General features: G+C 60.9%; 17 protein-coding genes. 12 read left to right on the plus strand and 5 right to left on the minus strand.

All coding sequences use genetic code 11. The features are described 5' to 3' along the window. Positions 1-11: 11 nt before the first annotated feature. The 11 genes from fnr to R3E49_RS14465 all read left to right on the plus strand — a co-directional run bounded on the left by fnr (position 12) and on the right by R3E49_RS14465 (position 9,960). Positions 12-770, plus strand: a complete 759-nt coding sequence (fnr, locus tag R3E49_RS14415) for a fumarate/nitrate reduction transcriptional regulator Fnr (protein ID WP_371295679.1) — start codon at positions 12-14, stop codon at positions 768-770. A gap of 116 nt (positions 771-886) precedes the next feature. After that, on the plus strand, positions 887-1,489 hold the full coding sequence (locus R3E49_RS14420) for a Yip1 family protein (RefSeq protein ID WP_371295680.1): 603 nt from the start codon (positions 887-889) through the stop codon (positions 1,487-1,489). Between the two features lie 54 nt (positions 1,490-1,543). Then, entirely contained in the window at positions 1,544-2,992 is a 1,449-nt protein-coding gene (gene ccoN / locus R3E49_RS14425) for a cytochrome-c oxidase, cbb3-type subunit I (protein ID WP_371295681.1), read from the plus strand. Beyond that, entirely contained in the window at positions 2,989-3,597 is a 609-nt protein-coding gene (ccoO, locus tag R3E49_RS14430) for a cytochrome-c oxidase, cbb3-type subunit II (protein ID WP_290744268.1), read from the plus strand. Before ccoN ends, ccoO begins: the two co-directional genes overlap by 4 nt. Before the next feature lie 5 nt (positions 3,598-3,602). Continuing rightward, complete coding sequence (locus R3E49_RS14435; RefSeq protein WP_290744270.1) at positions 3,603-3,782, plus strand: cbb3-type cytochrome c oxidase subunit 3; 180 nt, start codon at positions 3,603-3,605, stop codon at positions 3,780-3,782. Next, positions 3,775-4,653: a cytochrome-c oxidase, cbb3-type subunit III gene (gene ccoP, locus R3E49_RS14440; RefSeq protein ID WP_371295682.1), complete on the plus strand. Its 879-nt coding sequence runs from the start codon at positions 3,775-3,777 to the stop codon at positions 4,651-4,653. Before R3E49_RS14435 ends, ccoP begins: the two co-directional genes overlap by 8 nt. A gap of 73 nt (positions 4,654-4,726) precedes the next feature. Next, complete coding sequence (gene ccoG / locus R3E49_RS14445; protein ID WP_371295683.1) at positions 4,727-6,136, plus strand: cytochrome c oxidase accessory protein CcoG; 1,410 nt, start codon at positions 4,727-4,729, stop codon at positions 6,134-6,136. Then, positions 6,133-6,645, plus strand: coding sequence for a FixH family protein (locus R3E49_RS14450; protein WP_371295684.1), 513 nt, complete (start codon positions 6,133-6,135; stop codon positions 6,643-6,645). The genes ccoG and R3E49_RS14450 overlap by 4 nt, the downstream gene beginning before the upstream one ends. A 7-nt stretch (positions 6,646-6,652) precedes the next feature. Further along, positions 6,653-9,067, plus strand: a complete 2,415-nt coding sequence (locus tag R3E49_RS14455; protein WP_371295685.1) for a heavy metal translocating P-type ATPase — start codon at positions 6,653-6,655, stop codon at positions 9,065-9,067. A 13-nt stretch (positions 9,068-9,080) separates the two neighbouring features. Next, a complete protein-coding gene (gene ccoS / locus R3E49_RS14460) occupies positions 9,081-9,257 on the plus strand; it encodes a cbb3-type cytochrome oxidase assembly protein CcoS (protein ID WP_371295686.1) in 177 nt (58 codons plus the stop codon). Further along, positions 9,247-9,960 carry a sulfite exporter TauE/SafE family protein gene (locus R3E49_RS14465; RefSeq protein WP_371295687.1) on the plus strand — a complete coding sequence of 238 codons (714 nt, stop codon included), beginning with the start codon at positions 9,247-9,249 and terminating at the stop codon, positions 9,958-9,960. The genes ccoS and R3E49_RS14465 overlap by 11 nt, the downstream gene beginning before the upstream one ends. 122 nt (positions 9,961-10,082) lie before the next feature. Here the strand turns inward: R3E49_RS14465 and R3E49_RS14470 are convergent, their stop codons facing one another. The 5 genes from R3E49_RS14470 to ectA form a co-directional block, all read right to left on the minus strand. Beyond that, entirely contained in the window at positions 10,083-10,766 is a 684-nt protein-coding gene (locus R3E49_RS14470; protein WP_371295688.1) for an OmpW family protein, read from the minus strand. A gap of 126 nt (positions 10,767-10,892) precedes the next feature. After that, positions 10,893-12,335, minus strand: a complete 1,443-nt coding sequence (locus tag R3E49_RS14475) for an aspartate kinase (protein WP_371295689.1) — start codon at positions 12,333-12,335, stop codon at positions 10,893-10,895. Between the two features lie 92 nt (positions 12,336-12,427). After that, entirely contained in the window at positions 12,428-12,832 is a 405-nt protein-coding gene (locus tag R3E49_RS14480) for an ectoine synthase (protein WP_371295690.1), read from the minus strand. A 66-nt stretch (positions 12,833-12,898) separates the two neighbouring features. Then, positions 12,899-14,233, minus strand: a complete 1,335-nt coding sequence (gene ectB, locus R3E49_RS14485; RefSeq protein ID WP_371295691.1) for a diaminobutyrate--2-oxoglutarate transaminase — start codon at positions 14,231-14,233, stop codon at positions 12,899-12,901. 78 nt (positions 14,234-14,311) lie between these two features. Next, positions 14,312-14,827: a diaminobutyrate acetyltransferase gene (gene ectA, locus R3E49_RS14490; RefSeq protein WP_371295692.1), complete on the minus strand. Its 516-nt coding sequence runs from the start codon at positions 14,825-14,827 to the stop codon at positions 14,312-14,314. Between the two features lie 228 nt (positions 14,828-15,055). Here ectA and R3E49_RS14495 point away from each other — a divergent pair, with 228 nt between their 5' ends. After that, positions 15,056-15,610 carry a MarR family winged helix-turn-helix transcriptional regulator gene (locus R3E49_RS14495; protein ID WP_371295693.1) on the plus strand — a complete coding sequence of 185 codons (555 nt, stop codon included), beginning with the start codon at positions 15,056-15,058 and terminating at the stop codon, positions 15,608-15,610. Positions 15,611-15,694 lie beyond the last annotated feature (84 nt).

Consider the following 15,694-nt stretch of genomic DNA (forward strand, 5'->3'; position numbering starts at 1 on the left):
GGGAGTCACGCATGTCCATGCGCCTGCAAGATGTCAGTGAAACTGCGCCCTTGCGCTCGTGCACCCACGAGTACAAGGTCAACTGCGAAACCTGCCGCCTCAGCAAAGTCTGCCTGCCACTGGCCATCAACCACCAGGACCTGGAACAGCTGGAAAACATCATCCAGCGCAGCAAGCCGCTGCAGAAGAACGAACTGCTCTACCACGAAGGTACTCCGTTCCAGTCCATCTACGCCGTGCGCTCGGGTGCCGTAAAGGGCTATCGCACCACCAGCGACGGTCGCGAGCAGGTTACCGGCTTCTATTTCCCCGGCGAAATCCTCGGTATGGACGGCATCAGCAACAACAGCCACGCCTCCTCGGCGCGGGCGCTGGAGACCTCGGCCATCTGCGCCATACCTTTTGATTCCCTGGAGCGCCTGAGCGCCTCCATGCCCAGCCTTCAGCGCCACCTGTTCCAGCTCATGAGCCGTGAAATCACCGAGGATCAGCTGCTGATCACACTGCTCAGCAAAAACTCCGCTGACGAGCGCGTCGCCACCCTGTTGCTCAGCATTGCCAGCCGCAACGCGCGGCGCAACCTGAGCGCCAGCCAGTTCCGCCTGCCCATGTCGCGGGTGGATATCGGCAACTACCTGGGCCTGACCGTGGAAACCATCAGCCGGGTCTTCAGCAGGATGCAGAAAAACGGCATCCTCTGCGTCGACAACAAGGAAATCGAAATCCTGGATCAGGAAGCCCTGCAGCTGGCAGCCAACATCGCCAACTGACACCTCAAGCGGGAAGACCCCGCCGATTCTTGATCTGCATCATGGCCGCGGGCGAGCGGCCCGGTACACTTCGCCTGTGCCCGGCACCAGTCATTCTTTGGGGAGAAAAAAAACACATGATCCAGCACACGATCGGTCTTCTGACCAAACCCGGCGCCCAGTGGCGCAGCGTTGCCGGCCTGCCGACCAGCAGCCAGAACATCCTGGTGCTCTACCCCTGGGTGCTCGCCCTGATTCCTGCGGTTGCCTGGTATTTCGGCACCACCGACGTGGGCTGGACAGTGGGCAACGGGCCCGCCATACGCCTGACCTATGACAGCGCGCTACAACTCTGCATCCTGTTCTACTTCGCCATGGTCGGCTGCGTCGTCGCGGTGGGTTACTTCATCCACTGGATGGCGGGCACCTATGGGGCGGAAACATCCTTCGCCAAGGGCATCGTGGTCGCGGGTCTCACCGCTACACCGATGTTTGTCTTCGGCGCGGCGGGGTTCTACCCCCTGCTCTGGGTCGACCTGCTGATTGGGGTGGTAGCGGTGAGCTGGTCTGTGTATCTGCTCTACCTGGGCATCCCCATCATGATGAATATTCCGGAGGAGCGGGGTTTCCTGTTCTCTACCGCCGTGGTCGGTGTCGGCCTGGTTATCCTGGTATCGCTGCTGGTGACCACGGTGTTCCTCTGGGATCTCGGCGCAGGGCCAGCATTTACCGATGTGTAAAGGCATTTATCGAGCGGGCGATCTGCCTGACATTACTGACAGTGGAAACAAGACATGAGTGAACTCAACGCTGCACTGGAGCACTCGACCTACAACTACAAGGTCGTTCGCCAGTTTGCCATCATGACGGTCGTGTGGGGTATCGTGGGGATGCTGGTTGGCGTCCTGATCGCCGCCCAGCTCGCCTTCCCCATCCTCAACTTCGACCTGCCCTGGACCAGCTTCGGGCGCCTGCGCCCGCTGCACACCAACGCGGTGATCTTCGCGTTTGGCGGCAGCGCGCTGTTCGCGACATCGTACTACGTGGTTCAGCGCACCACCCAGGCGCGGCTGATTTCCGACAAGCTGGCGGCCTTCACGTTCTGGGGCTGGCAGGCGGTGATCGTGCTGGCGGCGGTGACGCTGCCACTGGGGATGACCTCTTCCAAGGAATACGCCGAGCTGGAATGGCCCATCGACCTGCTGATCGCCGTGGTCTGGGTCAGCTACGCCATCGTGTTCTTCGGTACCATCGCCAAGCGCAAGGTGAGCCACATCTACGTCGCCAACTGGTTCTTCGGCGGGTTCATCCTCACCGTGGCGGTCCTGCACATCATCAACAGTGCGGCGATTCCGGTCGGCCTTACAAAGTCCTACTCGGCCTACTCCGGCACCGTGGATGCCATGGTACAGTGGTGGTACGGGCACAACGCGGTGGGCTTTTTCCTGACCGCCGGCTTCCTGGGCATGATGTACTACTTCGTCCCCAAGCAGGCTGAACGCCCCGTATACTCCTACCGCCTGAGTATCGTGCACTTCTGGGCCCTGGTCGCCGTCTACATCTGGGCCGGCCCTCACCACCTTCACTACACCGCCCTGCCCGACTGGGCCCAGAGCCTGGGCATGGTCATGTCCATCATACTGCTCGCTCCCTCCTGGGGCGGCATGATCAACGGCATGATGACTCTGTCGGGCGCCTGGCACAAACTGCGCACCGATCCGATCCTGCGCTTCATGGTGGCCAGCCTGTCCTTCTACGGCATGTCTACCTTTGAAGGCCCGATGATGTCGATCAAGACGGTAAACGCCCTGTCCCACTATACCGACTGGACCATCGGCCACGTGCACTCCGGTGCCCTGGGCTGGGTTGCCATGATCTCGATCGGCTGTATCTATCACCTGATCCCGGTCCTGTTCGGCAAGGAGCGCATGTATAGCACGACCCTGATCAACACCCATTTCTGGATGTCGACCATCGGTACGGTACTGTATATCGCCTCCATGTGGGTCAACGGCATCCTGCAGGGCCTGATGTGGCGCGCCTACAACGATGACGGCACGCTGACCTACACCTTTGTCGAGTCAGTCGCCGCGAGCTACCCGGGCTACCTGGTTCGCCTCGCCGGTGGAGCCATCTTCTTCGGCGGTATGTTGATCATGGCCTACAACGTCTACATGACCACGCGCAAGGATGTCGCCGCACAGCCCCTGCCCGCTGGTGCCGCACAGGGGAGTCACGCATGAAGCATGAAGTCGTAGAGAAGAACGTTGGCCTGATGATGATCCTGATCATCGTGGCCATCAGCTTCGGCACCTTGGTCGAGTTGGTCCCGCTGATGTTCATCAAGCAGACCAACGAGCCGATCGCGGGCCTCAAGCCGCTGCCTGCCCTGGAACTGGAGGGGCGTGACATCTACATTCGCGAGGGCTGCAATAACTGCCACTCGCAGATGATTCGCCCATTGCGTGCAGAAACGGAGCGCTACGGTCACTACTCGGTTGCCGGTGAGTTCGTGTATGACCACCCCTTCCTCTGGGGCTCCAAGCGCACAGGACCGGATCTGGCTCGGGTCGGCCAGCGTTACAGTGACGACTGGCACCGCGCCCACTTCTACAACCCCCGTGACGTGGTACCGGAATCCAATATGCCTGCCTACCCCTGGCTGTTCGAACGTGAAGTCGACGGCACGGTCACCGGCAAGAAGATGAACGCCCTGCGCACCGTGGGTGTGCCCTACACCGATGAAGACATCGCCGGTGCGGAGGCGGCGGTTGCGGGCAAGCTGGAAATTGATGCCCTGATTGCCTATGTGCAACAGCTCGGCACGCTGCTGCAGACGAGGCGCTAGGGATTATGGATATCAACGACCTTCGGGGTCTTAGCACTGCCATGCTGCTGTTCGCCTTTATTGGCCTGTGTATCTGGGCCTGGAGCAGCAAGCGCAAGAAATCTTTTGACGAGGCTGCCAACCTGCCCTTCGCAGATGAGGAACTGAGTCAACGTAGCACGCAGGAGGAAGCAAGGAATGGCTAGTTTCTGGCACTGGTGGATCATCATCCTGACCACCGTCACCATCGTCGGCATTACCTGGATCCTGCTTGCCAACCGCAAGCGCGGTGAAGGCACTACCGAACAGACCACAGGCCACGCGCACGACGGCATCGAGGAGTATGACAATCCGCTCCCGGCCTGGTGGTTCTATATGTTCGTGATCACCATCGTCTGGGCTATCGGCTACCTCATCGTTTACCCCGGCATGGGCAACTACCCCGGGCTGATCGGCTGGACCCAGCTTGAGCAGCACCGTGAGGAAGTCGCCGCTGCGGATGAACGCTACAGTGAAATGCGCAGCCGCTACCTGGCCATGTCCGTTGAGGAGATTGCCAAGGATCCCGCGGTGGTGAAAATGGGTTCCCGCCTGTTCGGCAACAACTGTGCACAGTGTCACGGTGCAGACGGCAAGGGGCGCTATGGCTTCCCCAACCTGACCGACGACGACTGGCTCTGGGGCGGGTCACCGGACGCCATCAAGACCGCCCTGCTCCAGGGGCGTCGTGCCGCCATGCCCGCCTGGGCCAGCGTGCTGGGTGATGAAGGCATTGCGGCGGCCGCCGAATACGTGGTCTCGCTGAACGGGCGCACTACCGATCCAGAACTGACAGCGCAAGGTGAGAAGCACTTCCAGATGTACTGTGCAGCCTGCCACGGCCCCGATGGCAAGGGTAACGCCATTTTTGGCGCCCCGAACCTGACCAATGGCATCTGGCTGTACGGTGGCACGCGGGAGCAAATAGCGCACACGCTGCGTGCCGGTCGCAACGGCGTGATGCCCGCCTTCGGCGACAGCCTCACCGAGGACAAGATCCACATCCTCACGGCGTACGTCTACAGCCTCAGCAATTAATCACCCTCGCCGGCCTCCCATCCGGAAGGCCGGCATCACGACGCCTCGCGTCATGTCTCTTCGGTAAAGCGGTATGAACGACAAACAGCTTATTGACGTGCAGGAAGTCGCGCCGGCAGAAGTCAGCGAGATCGACCTCTACCAGCGCCGTGAAAAAATTTACACACGAAAGATTGAGGGCTTTTTCCAGCGCATCCGGCTTTACACCGGCTGGCCCCTGCTGCTGGGTTATTTTTTGCTGCCCTGGCTGTCCTGGGATGGCCGCCAGGCTGTATGGTTCGACCTGCCGGAACGCAAATTCCATATTCTGGGCCTGGTTTTCTGGCCCCAGGACTTCCCCCTGCTCGCTTTCATGCTGATTATTGCCGCTTTCGGGCTGTTCGCCGTGACCGTATTTGCCGGCCGCGTCTGGTGCGGTTATACCTGCCCGCAGACCGTATGGACCAGCGTTTTCATGTGGATCGAGCAGCGCTTCGAGGGCAGTCGCAACCAGCGCATGCGCCTCGACAAGGCGCCGTGGTCGCTGGAGAAAGTGGTTCGCAAGATCCTCAAGCACGGCGGCTGGCTGTTTATGGCATTTCTGACCGGCATGACCTTTGTCGGCTACTTCTATCCGATTCGCGAACTGCTTCCGGACCTGCTGACCCTGTCGGCCGGGCAGTGGGGCGTGCTCTGGACGATTTTCTTCACCTGCGCCACCTACATCAACGCGGGCTGGATGCGCGAACAGGTCTGCAAGTACATGTGTCCCTATGCGCGGTTCCAGTCCGTCATGTTCGACCAGGATACCCTGATCGTCTCTTATGATCCGGGCCGCGGCGAGCCCCGTGGCTCACGCAAGCGCGATGCCGACCACAGGGCGCAGGGACTGGGTGACTGTATCGACTGTAATCTCTGCGTGCAGGTCTGCCCCACCGGTATCGATATCCGCAACGGGCTGCAGTATGAATGCATCGGCTGCGCCCTGTGCATAGACGCCTGCAACTCTGTGATGGACAAGATGTCCTACCCCCGAGGGTTGATCAGCTACACCAGCGAACATCAGTTGCAGGGTGGCAAGACACACTGGCTGCGCCCACGTATGATCGGCTACGTGCTGGTGTTGACGGTGATGGTCAGCCTGTTCAGCTACCGCGTCATCAGCCGCGTGCCGTTGGAAATGACGGTGATCCGCGATCGCAACGAGCTGTACGTGACCACCATGGACGGTAACATCGAGAACATCTACACGCTGAACCTGGTGAATATGGAACAGTCGATGCATGAATTTGAGATTGTTGTCACTGGTATCGATGGTGCCGAAATTATCGGTGATACATTGCACACGCTGGACGGCGGGGAAGTACGCAGTATCAATCTGCGCGTACGTGTAGCGCCGGAGCGGCTGTCTCGCCCCAGCACCGAAATCGAATTCACGGCACGCGCGACGGACCGCGAGTCCCTGCAGGTCAGCTCCGAATCCCGCTTCATGAGACCCTTATGAACAGACCCCGGTACGCCGACGACGACACCCAGCCCTGGTACCGCCAGTTCTGGCCCTGGTTCCTGATTGCACTGCCGGCGGCTGTGGTTGTGGTCAGCATGCACCTGATCTACACCGCCTATAACCACGCCGACGACCTGGTCGTGGACGAGTACTACAAGGTCGGCCTGGCAATCAACCAGCAACTGGGGCGGCAGGAACGGGCCAGGGCGCTGGGCATCAGCGCAAACCTGATGCTGACACCGGGACAGGTGACCGTGCACACGCCCGAGGGTGCGGTGTCCGATGCAACACTCGAGCTGGTGCTCTCGCATCCTATCGAGTCCGACCGTGATTTCAGCGTCAGCCTGCAACGGGTTGGCCTGGGCGTCTATAACGCTGCCCTGCCCGCGCCGGTGGCCGAACGCTGGCACTGGATACTCCGGGACGGTGCCGAGGGCACATGGCGACTGGACGGTATCGTGGAAGCCTCCGACCTGCTGCAACAGGGCGCCCAGGATACGCTGTGAGCCTGTCATGACGGGCGCACAACCCTGCTTTCACTGCGGCGAGCCGGTACCACCGGGCGCCGACTTTGCCGTGGCGATCGACGGCATCCGCCAACCGATGTGCTGTCCGGGCTGTAGCGCCGTTGCCAGCCTGATAGCCGGCAGTGGCATGGGCGGTTTCTACCGCCAGCGCACCGCCTACAGTGAAAAGCCCGCCAGCGATGCCCCGGCAGCGACACCTGATGAATACCTGCTCTACGATGACCCCGCGCTGCGCGCGCAGTACTGCCAGCGTGAAAACGAGCACAGCGAATACGCCAGCCTGCTGCTCGGCGGCGTAACCTGCGCCGCCTGTACCTGGCTGATCGAACAAACCCTGCAGCGCGAAGCCGGACTGCTGGACGCGCAGGTGAACCTGCAGCAGCAGCGTCTCAGCGTGCGCTATGATCCACAGCAGCTGCAACCCAGCCGGCTGTTCGCTGTATTGGAATCGCTCGGCTACCGCGTGCGTCCCTTCCAGGCCAGTGCACAGCGTGCGCAACTGGAACAGGAGTACCGTGCCGACCTGCGCCGAGTTGCCGTCGCCGGTATTGGCATGATGCAGGTGGGCATGTTTGGCATTGCCCTGCACGCAGGCGACCTGCAGGGTATCGCGCAGGAATACCAGATGCTCTTGCGCAGCGTCAGCCTGCTGGTCGCCAGCTTTGTCGTCGCCTACTCTGCCCGCCCTTTCTTTGTGACCGCGTGGCGACACCTGCGACAGGGCGCCCTGGTGATGGATCTCCCGGTCGCCCTGGCCATCGGCCTGGCGTTCGTTGCCAGCGTATGGGCGACGTTCACCGGCAGTGGTGAGGTGTATTTCGATTCCGTCGTGATGTTCACGTTTTTCCTGCTGCTCGGTCGCTTCTTTGAAAAGCGCGTCCGGCGTCGCCATGCGATCGCCTGCCAGGACGCAGAGAGCCACCTGCCGCTGACGGTACTGGTACAGCAGGAGGACGGCCGCTGGCTGCGCCAGTCGCGACGGCAGCTACAGCGCGGCGCTACGGTGAGAGTGCGCGCCGGTGAAATCATCGCGGTCGACGGCACAGTGATAACAGGCAGCAGCGCGGTACGCGAAGACACGTTCAATGGCGAACATGTACCGCGCACTGTTGAGCCCGGGGATTCGGTGTTTGCCGGCACCCTGAACCTCGAGGGAAGCATCGACCTGCGCGTCGACCAGCTCTATGAAAACAGCCGCCTGGCAGCACTGCAGAACAGCGTGGACCGGGCACAGCGTGCCAAGCCGGCACTCGCCCGCATGGCAGACCGGCTCTCCGCCTGGTTCGTGGGCGCCATCCTCATAATCACCGCATTGACCGGCGTGGTCTGGAGCCAGATAGCCCCCGACCAGGTGCTGTGGATCTGCCTTGCGGTGCTGGTGGTCAGCTGTCCCTGCGCCCTGGCACTGGCGACACCCGCCGCACTCACCGCTGCAGCCAGTGCACTGCGGGCACAGGGCATCATTGTGCACGGCGAAAACGCCATTGAAGCGCTGGCACACGCACAGCGTCTGGTCTTCGATAAAACCGGCACACTCACCCAGGGCAGGTTGCAGCTGGAGTCGGTCAATCCCTGCACAGCGGGCGAGAGCGAACCCGACCTGATTGCTGTGGCCACGGCCTTGCAACAGTACTCCAACCACCCTATCGCCAACGCGTTCAGTGGGGACGCTGTTGCGGGGCTCAGCGCGCCACGCTACGTGACAGGTGCCGGCGTGGAGGCCCTGTGGCGTGGTGCGCGCTATCGCATGGGCAGTGAACGTTTCTGTCGGGAACTGGCACCTGGACTGCCGCCACCGCCCGACGAAGAGCTGTATTGGGTCGCGCTCTGTGCCGGTGACAGGCCGCTGGCCTGGTTCGGTCTATCCGATCCGTTGCGACCCGAGGCCGCTACGGTCGTAGTGGCCGCGCGCGAGGCCGGCCTGTCACTGGCGCTCCTGACCGGCGACAGCTCCGCCGCGGGTCGCCGCCTGGGCAGCCAGCTCGGGTTCGACTTCGTTGCTACAGGGCTGTCGCCCGAGGACAAAATGCAGCAAGTGCGGCGCTGGCAGGAGGCCGGTGAGGTGGTCATGGCCGTCGGCGATGGGCTCAATGATGCACCACTGCTGAGCCTCGCCGATGCCTCGTTTGCGGTGGCCAGCGCCACGGATCTGGCGCGCGCGCAAGCCGACTTTGTTGTCGACGATGACAATCTCCACGCCGTTACCCGCAGCCTGGCCAAGGCCCGGAAGTGTGTCGGGGTCATCCGCCAGAATTTTATCTGGGCACTGAGCTACAATGGCCTCGGTATACCCCTGGCTGCACTCGGCTATATTCCACCCTGGGCGGCAGCGCTGGGTATGTCGCTCAGCTCGCTGATTGTGGTCATGAACTCGCTGCGCCTGAACCGGGTACAGCGCTGAGGTAGCGTCGTCTATGGAAAGCCTGTATCTGCTGATTCCAGTTGCGCTGGTGTTTTGCGTCATCGTGATCCGTCTCCTTATCTGGGCCATCGACAGCGGGCAATATGAGGACCTCGACAAGGAAGCTTCACGCATCCTGATGGATGAGGAACAGAACCATCGCAAGAAAGAGGATGCCGATGATCGCTGAACTGGGCAGCGCTTTCGCGCTGGGACTGGCGGGTGCCGGACATTGCCTCGGCATGTGTGGTGGCATTGCCGCAGCTCTACAACTCGGTGGTGTAAAAAGCACCGGCATGACCCTGGCCTACCACGGTGGCCGTATTGCCAGCTACACGGCACTGGGGGCAGCGCTGGGCTTTGCTGCGGGCAGTATCGATATCGCCGGCTGGACGCTGGCGCTGCGCTACCTCGCCGGCATGCTGCTGATCGCCATGGGGCTCTATATCGCCGACTGGTGGCGTGTGCTCACCTGGCTGGAGCGTGGTGGAGCGGTCCTGTGGCGGCCAGTGCAACGCTGGTCACAGTCACTGTTGCCACTGCGCCACTGGTACCAGGGCGCTGCCTTGGGGCTGTGCTGGGGTCTGATGCCCTGCGGACTGATCTACAGCAGCCTGGCCTGGGCAGCCACGGCGCAGGATGCCGGGCAGTCGGCATTGATGATGCTGTTTTTTGGCCTCGGCACGCTGCCGGCCATGCTCGCCACCAGCTTCGGGGCAGGAGCCGTGCAAACGGCGCTGCGGCGCAAGGGCTTGAAACTGGCGCTGGCGTTGCTGCTGATCGCCTCGGGATGCTGGACGGTCTACCTGACCGCGGCACATGCAGGGCACGGCGCCCACGCCATGCAGCAGGAGACAGGCCCTGACGCCATGGATCACAGCCACCATCACTGAATACGGGCCCGCAGCGGAAACTCGATCGGGAAGAAACGGGAAACTGGATCGGCAGAAAGCGGAAACTGCGGGACAGCCGCATTAGCGGAGGTGCACCGGACGCGCACCTCCGCTGCGTCCACCTAGAAGCGGTAGGCGATACCGACGTTGTAAACCCAGGGATCGATATCGACATCAAACGCAACCGTACCAACATCGGTGCGGATCTTCGCCGTGGTGTCGATGTCGATGTACCAGACGGCAGCGTTGATGGCCCAGTTGTCCGACAGCGGGATGTCCACACCGACCTGCGCCGCCAAGCCGAAGGAATCATCCAGCGACAAATCAGCCTCGGTAGCGCCGATCAGGCCATTCAATGCACCCGCCAGTGCCGGATCAACCTTCTCGTCGAAAATTATGGTGTAGTTCACGCCCGCGCCCACGTAGGGCTGCCAGCCTTTTTGTCCACCGCGTGGATACCACTGCATGCTGACCGTGGGCGGCAGGTGCTTGATTGAACCCGCGGGAATACCGACACCGTCGACCGTGATATCGTGCTCAAAGGGCGTCGCCGCCAGCACTTCAATCGCCCAGTTGTCCGTGACCATGTAAACCGGGATGATACTCAGCTGGGTGTCGTTATCGACAGAGACACCGGGCAGCACGGTGGGTGGAGCTGTGGGCAACACGATGCTGTCACTGTCCTCGTCCGGCGCCACCGTCACGGCACCTGCGCGCAGTATCCAATCACCTTGCTCGTAGGCGGCCGCATTCACAGCCATGCCCGCGACAACCGCCGCCAGGGCGAGTTTTGTTACCTGTTTCATCATTCACTCCTCAATATGGACCAGGGTGTCCATCACCCTGTGTGCAGGTTAAGGCAGCTACGGATTACAGGCATTGATGTCGGTCAACGCCGCGCGCATTGCGCGCGGCTGTCAGGGGGGGGGGAGTCAGGAGGCCAGACAGATGGCGCGACCGTGGTCGTGCGGCTCCACCAGTGTGGCGTGCAGGCCGCGAATTGCCTGCTCGTAGTCATCGTCGTTGACGATGAACTGAATGTCCACCTGGCGCATGGACTGGTGAATCGCCAGTACGCTGATGTCGTGTTTGGACAGGGCGGCAACGGTTCGGGCCAACAGGCCGGGCACCTGCATATCGCTGCCGATGGCCGAAACGATCGCCACCTTCTGCTCGCGAATTTCAGCCTCCGGAAACATCTCCTGCAGGGCCTTCTTGATGCGCTTCACCGTCTTCAGATTGACATCCAGGTAATGGGTGACCGTGTTGGCATTGATATCCTTGCCCACGATATGGCCCTTGAAACGCTGCACGTAGCGCAGTATCTCGGTGTCATAGTGGGCAATGATGCCCGCCATGTCCTGATCGAAAAGTTCCAGGGCATACACGCCGCGACAGCCGGCAATGATCTCCACGCAGGCGGTGTCACTGACATAATCACCTGTGATCAGGGTACCTGTGTGCTCTGGCTCGAAAGTATTCTTGACCCGCAGCGGAATACCGTTCTGGCGCAGCCCCTTGGCCGCCTTGGGATGAATGGCCTCCATCCCGAGATTGGCAAGCTGGTCCGCCACATCATAATTGGTGCGTCCGATAGGTACCGCGTTGTCCTCCCCAACCAGCCGCGGATCCGCACTGCTCAGGTGGAACTCCTTGTGAATGACCGCCTCACGGGCGCCGGTCAATACCGCGATACGGCTGAAGGTCATTTCGCTGTAACCGCGGTCAAACTGCGTGATCAAGCCCTCGCTGCAGTGCGCATAGCCCGTCACGACGGGCAGTTCAGTGTCCAGATCGATGTCTGCAAAGGCCTGCTGAACACAGGCGTCCAACGGCTGACTACCGGCCGCCTGCCAGCCGCTCAGGTCGACAAACCGTGTGTTGAGACCGTCACGACGCAACAGCGTTGCCATGTTCCAGGCGCTGTGCACCTCCCCCACACTGGAGAGCATCTCGCGCACCGTCACCAGATGATCTTCCACCGAGAAGTGCCCGTGACCGCAAAGGCTGTGCAGATCCTCCAGGCACTTGCGCGCATTCTCGAGCCGTTCGCCAATGAAGTCGTTGGCTTCCTGCAGGGCCTGCGCGTCACGAAACAGCTCCGCGTTGATGGAAAACATGCTGTCACGCACGGCGTCCAGCGCCTCTTCCCAGCTGCGGTCCTGGAAGCTGCTGGCAAACAGGCCGTAGACGCCGGGCTTGCCATCTTTCTTGTGCTCCAGCAACTTGTTGGTGATGCCGCCATAGGCGGACACCACGAAAATGCGCTGATACGGCGTGTTGCCATTGCGCTGGCCGAAAACAATGCTGTCACGAACGGCGGCGTAGTCACTCATGGACGTGCCGCCAATTTTTTCCACGGTATGCGTGTTCACGGATCCCCCCGTCTTGCGCCCGGAGCGCAGTTCCGCACTGCACCCACCGGGACCGGCCGCTTGGACTATGTTTGCTACCTCACCCATGGGACTCACGCCCCCACGCGGTCAGCGTGCAACTCGTAGGCGCCGTCTGCGTTGTGCACTTCGGTGCCGTGCAGCGGCGGGTTGAACACGCAGGCCATCTTCATTTCAGTGGTCGCTCGCAGCTTGTGTTCATCGTGCTTGTCGAGCACATACAGCGTGCCCGGCGCAATGGGGTACACCCTGCCATCGGCCAGCGTTTCCACTTCACCCTTGCCGGAGATGCAATACACCGACTCGAGGTGGTTCTTATAGTGCATGCGGAAATCCGCACCCGCGTAAATGGTCGTGATATGAAAGGAAAAGCCCATGTTGTCATCCTTCAACAACAGGCGCGTGCTATCCCAATTGCCCGCGGGGTCCTTGATCATGCGGCCTTCCCGGGCCGCCGTATCCAGATCTCTTACAATCATCCTGTAATTCTCCAACTCCTGTACATGTCTATCACCGCTCTTCGCGGCAGCGAGGATCGCAGGCGATCAACTTGCCTTGCGAAAGCGATCGTCGTCCGAGACGCTGTAATCGTCTTCGAAAAAGTCCACGACTTCAGGGATCTCTCCTTCGGAAGCACACACCTCGGCGATCGCCTGCTCGACAATATCAATGCCTCGCTTGAGGTTCTCCCTGGAGATGGTCAGCGGGCACAGAAACTTCACGACCTGATCGTCTGCGCCGCTGGTCTCGATCATCAGCCCCTTGGCAAAGGCCTTGCGGGTGATGCGTCCGGCGATCTCACCGTTCACACAGTTGATACCCTGGAACATGCCACGGCCGTGCGTGCTGAAATTGCCTTCCCCATACCGCGCCACAATAGCTTCCAACCGCTCCGAGACGTAGCGCCCTTTGGCCTGCACCGCTTTGGCAAAGGTGTCGTCGGACCAGAAGTGATCAATAGCAGCCTTGGCGGTGACAAACGCAAGATTGTTGCCGCGGAACGTGCCGTTGTGCTCGCCCGGTTTCCACTGATCCAGCTCCGGCTTGATCAGTACGACCGCGAAAGGCAATCCGTAGCCACTGAGCGATTTCGACAGAGTGACGATATCCGGCTTGATACCGGCTTCCTCAAAGCTGAAGAAGGTGCCGGTGCGCCCGCAGCCAGCCTGGATGTCATCAACAATCAGCAACATGTCGTGCTTGCGGCACACGGCTTCCAGGTTGCGCAGCCACTCAAAGCTCGCGGCGTTGATGCCACCCTCGCCCTGCACGGTTTCTACCAGGACGGCGGCCGGCGCATCAATGCCGCTGCTTGAATCCGAGAGCACCTTGTCCAGATACGCTGTGGTGTCAATGCCATCGCCAAGATAGCCGTCAAACGGCATCCGGCTGCTGCCACTGAGGCTCACGCCAGAAGCGCCGCGGTGGTGCGAATTACCGGTGGCCGCCAGTGACCCCAGGCTGACGCCGTGGAAACCGTTGGTGAATGAGATCACGTTCTCGCGGCCGGCAATGTTGCGCGCCAGCTTCAGTGCGGCTTCCACCGCGTTGGTGCCCGTGGGACCGGTGAACTGGACCACGAACTCGAGATCACGCGGCTTGAGGATTTTCTCGTTGAAAGTCTCGAGGAACTCCGCCTTTGCCTTGGTGTGCAGGTCGAGACCATGGCTGATACCGTCGGCCTCAATGTAATCCAGCAGCGCTTTCTTGAAGGCCGGGTTATTATGGCCATAGTTCAGTGTGCCGGCGCCGGCCAGGAAGTCGAGGTACTGCGTACCGTCCTCATCGTACAGGTACTCGCCCTGGGCCCGGTTGAACACGCGGGGGAAGGAACGGGCGTAGCTGCGAACTTCGGATTCAATCTCTTCAAAAATCTTCATGTGTCATCCTCTCGTTAAATCTGTGTACTGTGACTGCGAAAAAGGTGTGTGGGGTAGACGCCTCGCGGCGCGACCAGGTCAGCGCCCTACAGCGCGCAGAACCGGCCTGGACAGCGGGCCAATGCGCGCGCGGATCTCGCTGTCATGGCTGCCTTTGAAATGGCGATTCCGGTCGAACCAGACCGCCCGCTCCAGCGTTGCGCACCGACGCCCGGCAAAGCTTTCAAACAGCTTCCAGGAGGCGGCGTTGTCTTCGGTGATGGTCGTCTCCATATGCTGGATCCACTCGTTTCCGGGGCGGTCCACGATAGCGTCGAGCATGCGCCCGGCCAGTCCGCGACCTCGGCCACTCTCGCCCACTGCTACCTGCCATACAAACAGGGTGTCAGGCCGCTCGGGAATACGGTGCCCGGAAATGAAGCCCGCGACTTCGCCGTCGGCCTCCGCGACCACTGATGTCGCTGCGAAGTGCGAGCACTGAACCAGGTTGCAGTAGGCGGAGTTGGTGTCCAGCGGCGGACAGGCTGCGATGAGTTCGTGCACTGCCATGCCGTCTGCCGCGGTGGGCACGCGTAATCTCAGGTCGTTGGCCATGATCTATTTGCCCTCTAATATTTAGTGCGCTAAACATTATAACCAAAATTGGCGCATAACGAAAATACCGTTAGTTTCTTTTTACATCTTTTAGCCGCTTTTTATGGCATTTTGATGAATTATTTGTTTTTTGTTTACTAAATATTTACAGTGTGCGGGCACGTTTGCCATTTTTCCCAGAGTCGAGGTGGCCGCTACTAACATCGCAGCGGCTTCCGGAGGTACACTATGTGGATTCACGCAACGGAGAGGAGCCTCCTGTTGGCCCGTATCGATGATGTCCTGGTCGCGCTGCGACGTGTAATCCGAGCCACTGACCTGCATTCGAGACATCTGGCCAAGACCACGGGACTCACTGCGCCACAGATTCTGCTGTTGCAGACCATCCGCCAACGCGGTGAAGTCACCATCGGCGAGTTGGCCACCGACATCAGCCTGAGTCAGGCGACCGTGACCACAATACTCGACCGGCTGGAGAAGCGCGGTCTGGTCTATCGCAAGCGCTCGGATACTGACAAGCGCAAGGTGCACGCTCACCTGACACCCCGGGCCATGGAAGTACTGATCAGCGCACCCATTCCGCTGCAGGAACAGTTCAAGCGCCAGTTCGACGAACTGCAGGAGTGGGAGCAAACCATGATCATCTCCTCCCTGCAGCGTATCGCCAGGATGATGGATGCCGAGCACATCGACGCGGCACCAGTGCTGGACGTCGGCACACTGGACCGACAGGACAACCACTGCAACTCCGAGGCCGGCGAGCCGGGTGACAAAACCCACTAACCCCGCCACCGGCGGAATTTACCTGAACCCACGCCCGGGCTAGAATGCTCGACCTTCACGGCCCGGTGTGGCCGCTGGGAGTGA

The organism is Haliea sp., assembly GCF_041395985.1.
In the GTDB taxonomy this organism is placed as follows: domain Bacteria; phylum Pseudomonadota; class Gammaproteobacteria; order Pseudomonadales; family Halieaceae; genus Haliea.

Bases quoted from the DNA above. Each gene is read 5' to 3' on its own strand.
- fnr (WP_371295679.1), top strand. From the start codon at position 12: ATGTCCATGCGCCTGCAAGATGTCAGTGAAACTGCGCCCTTGCGCTCG.
- R3E49_RS14420 (WP_371295680.1), top strand. From the start codon at position 887: ATGATCCAGCACACGATCGGTCTTCTGACCAAACCCGGCGCCCAGTGG.
- ccoN (WP_371295681.1), top strand. From the start codon at position 1,544: ATGAGTGAACTCAACGCTGCACTGGAGCACTCGACCTACAACTACAAG.
- ccoO (WP_290744268.1), top strand. From the start codon at position 2,989: ATGAAGCATGAAGTCGTAGAGAAGAACGTTGGCCTGATGATGATCCTG.
- R3E49_RS14435 (WP_290744270.1), top strand. From the start codon at position 3,603: ATGGATATCAACGACCTTCGGGGTCTTAGCACTGCCATGCTGCTGTTC.
- ccoP (WP_371295682.1), top strand. From the start codon at position 3,775: ATGGCTAGTTTCTGGCACTGGTGGATCATCATCCTGACCACCGTCACC.
- ccoG (WP_371295683.1), top strand. From the start codon at position 4,727: ATGAACGACAAACAGCTTATTGACGTGCAGGAAGTCGCGCCGGCAGAA.
- R3E49_RS14450 (WP_371295684.1), top strand. From the start codon at position 6,133: ATGAACAGACCCCGGTACGCCGACGACGACACCCAGCCCTGGTACCGC.
- R3E49_RS14455 (WP_371295685.1), top strand. From the start codon at position 6,653: ATGACGGGCGCACAACCCTGCTTTCACTGCGGCGAGCCGGTACCACCG.
- ccoS (WP_371295686.1), top strand. From the start codon at position 9,081: ATGGAAAGCCTGTATCTGCTGATTCCAGTTGCGCTGGTGTTTTGCGTC.
- R3E49_RS14465 (WP_371295687.1), top strand. From the start codon at position 9,247: ATGATCGCTGAACTGGGCAGCGCTTTCGCGCTGGGACTGGCGGGTGCC.
- R3E49_RS14470 (WP_371295688.1), bottom strand. From the start codon at position 10,766: ATGAAACAGGTAACAAAACTCGCCCTGGCGGCGGTTGTCGCGGGCATG.
- R3E49_RS14480 (WP_371295690.1), bottom strand. From the start codon at position 12,832: ATGATTGTAAGAGATCTGGATACGGCGGCCCGGGAAGGCCGCATGATC.
- ectB (WP_371295691.1), bottom strand. From the start codon at position 14,233: ATGAAGATTTTTGAAGAGATTGAATCCGAAGTTCGCAGCTACGCCCGT.
- ectA (WP_371295692.1), bottom strand. From the start codon at position 14,827: ATGGCCAACGACCTGAGATTACGCGTGCCCACCGCGGCAGACGGCATG.
- R3E49_RS14495 (WP_371295693.1), top strand. From the start codon at position 15,056: ATGTGGATTCACGCAACGGAGAGGAGCCTCCTGTTGGCCCGTATCGAT.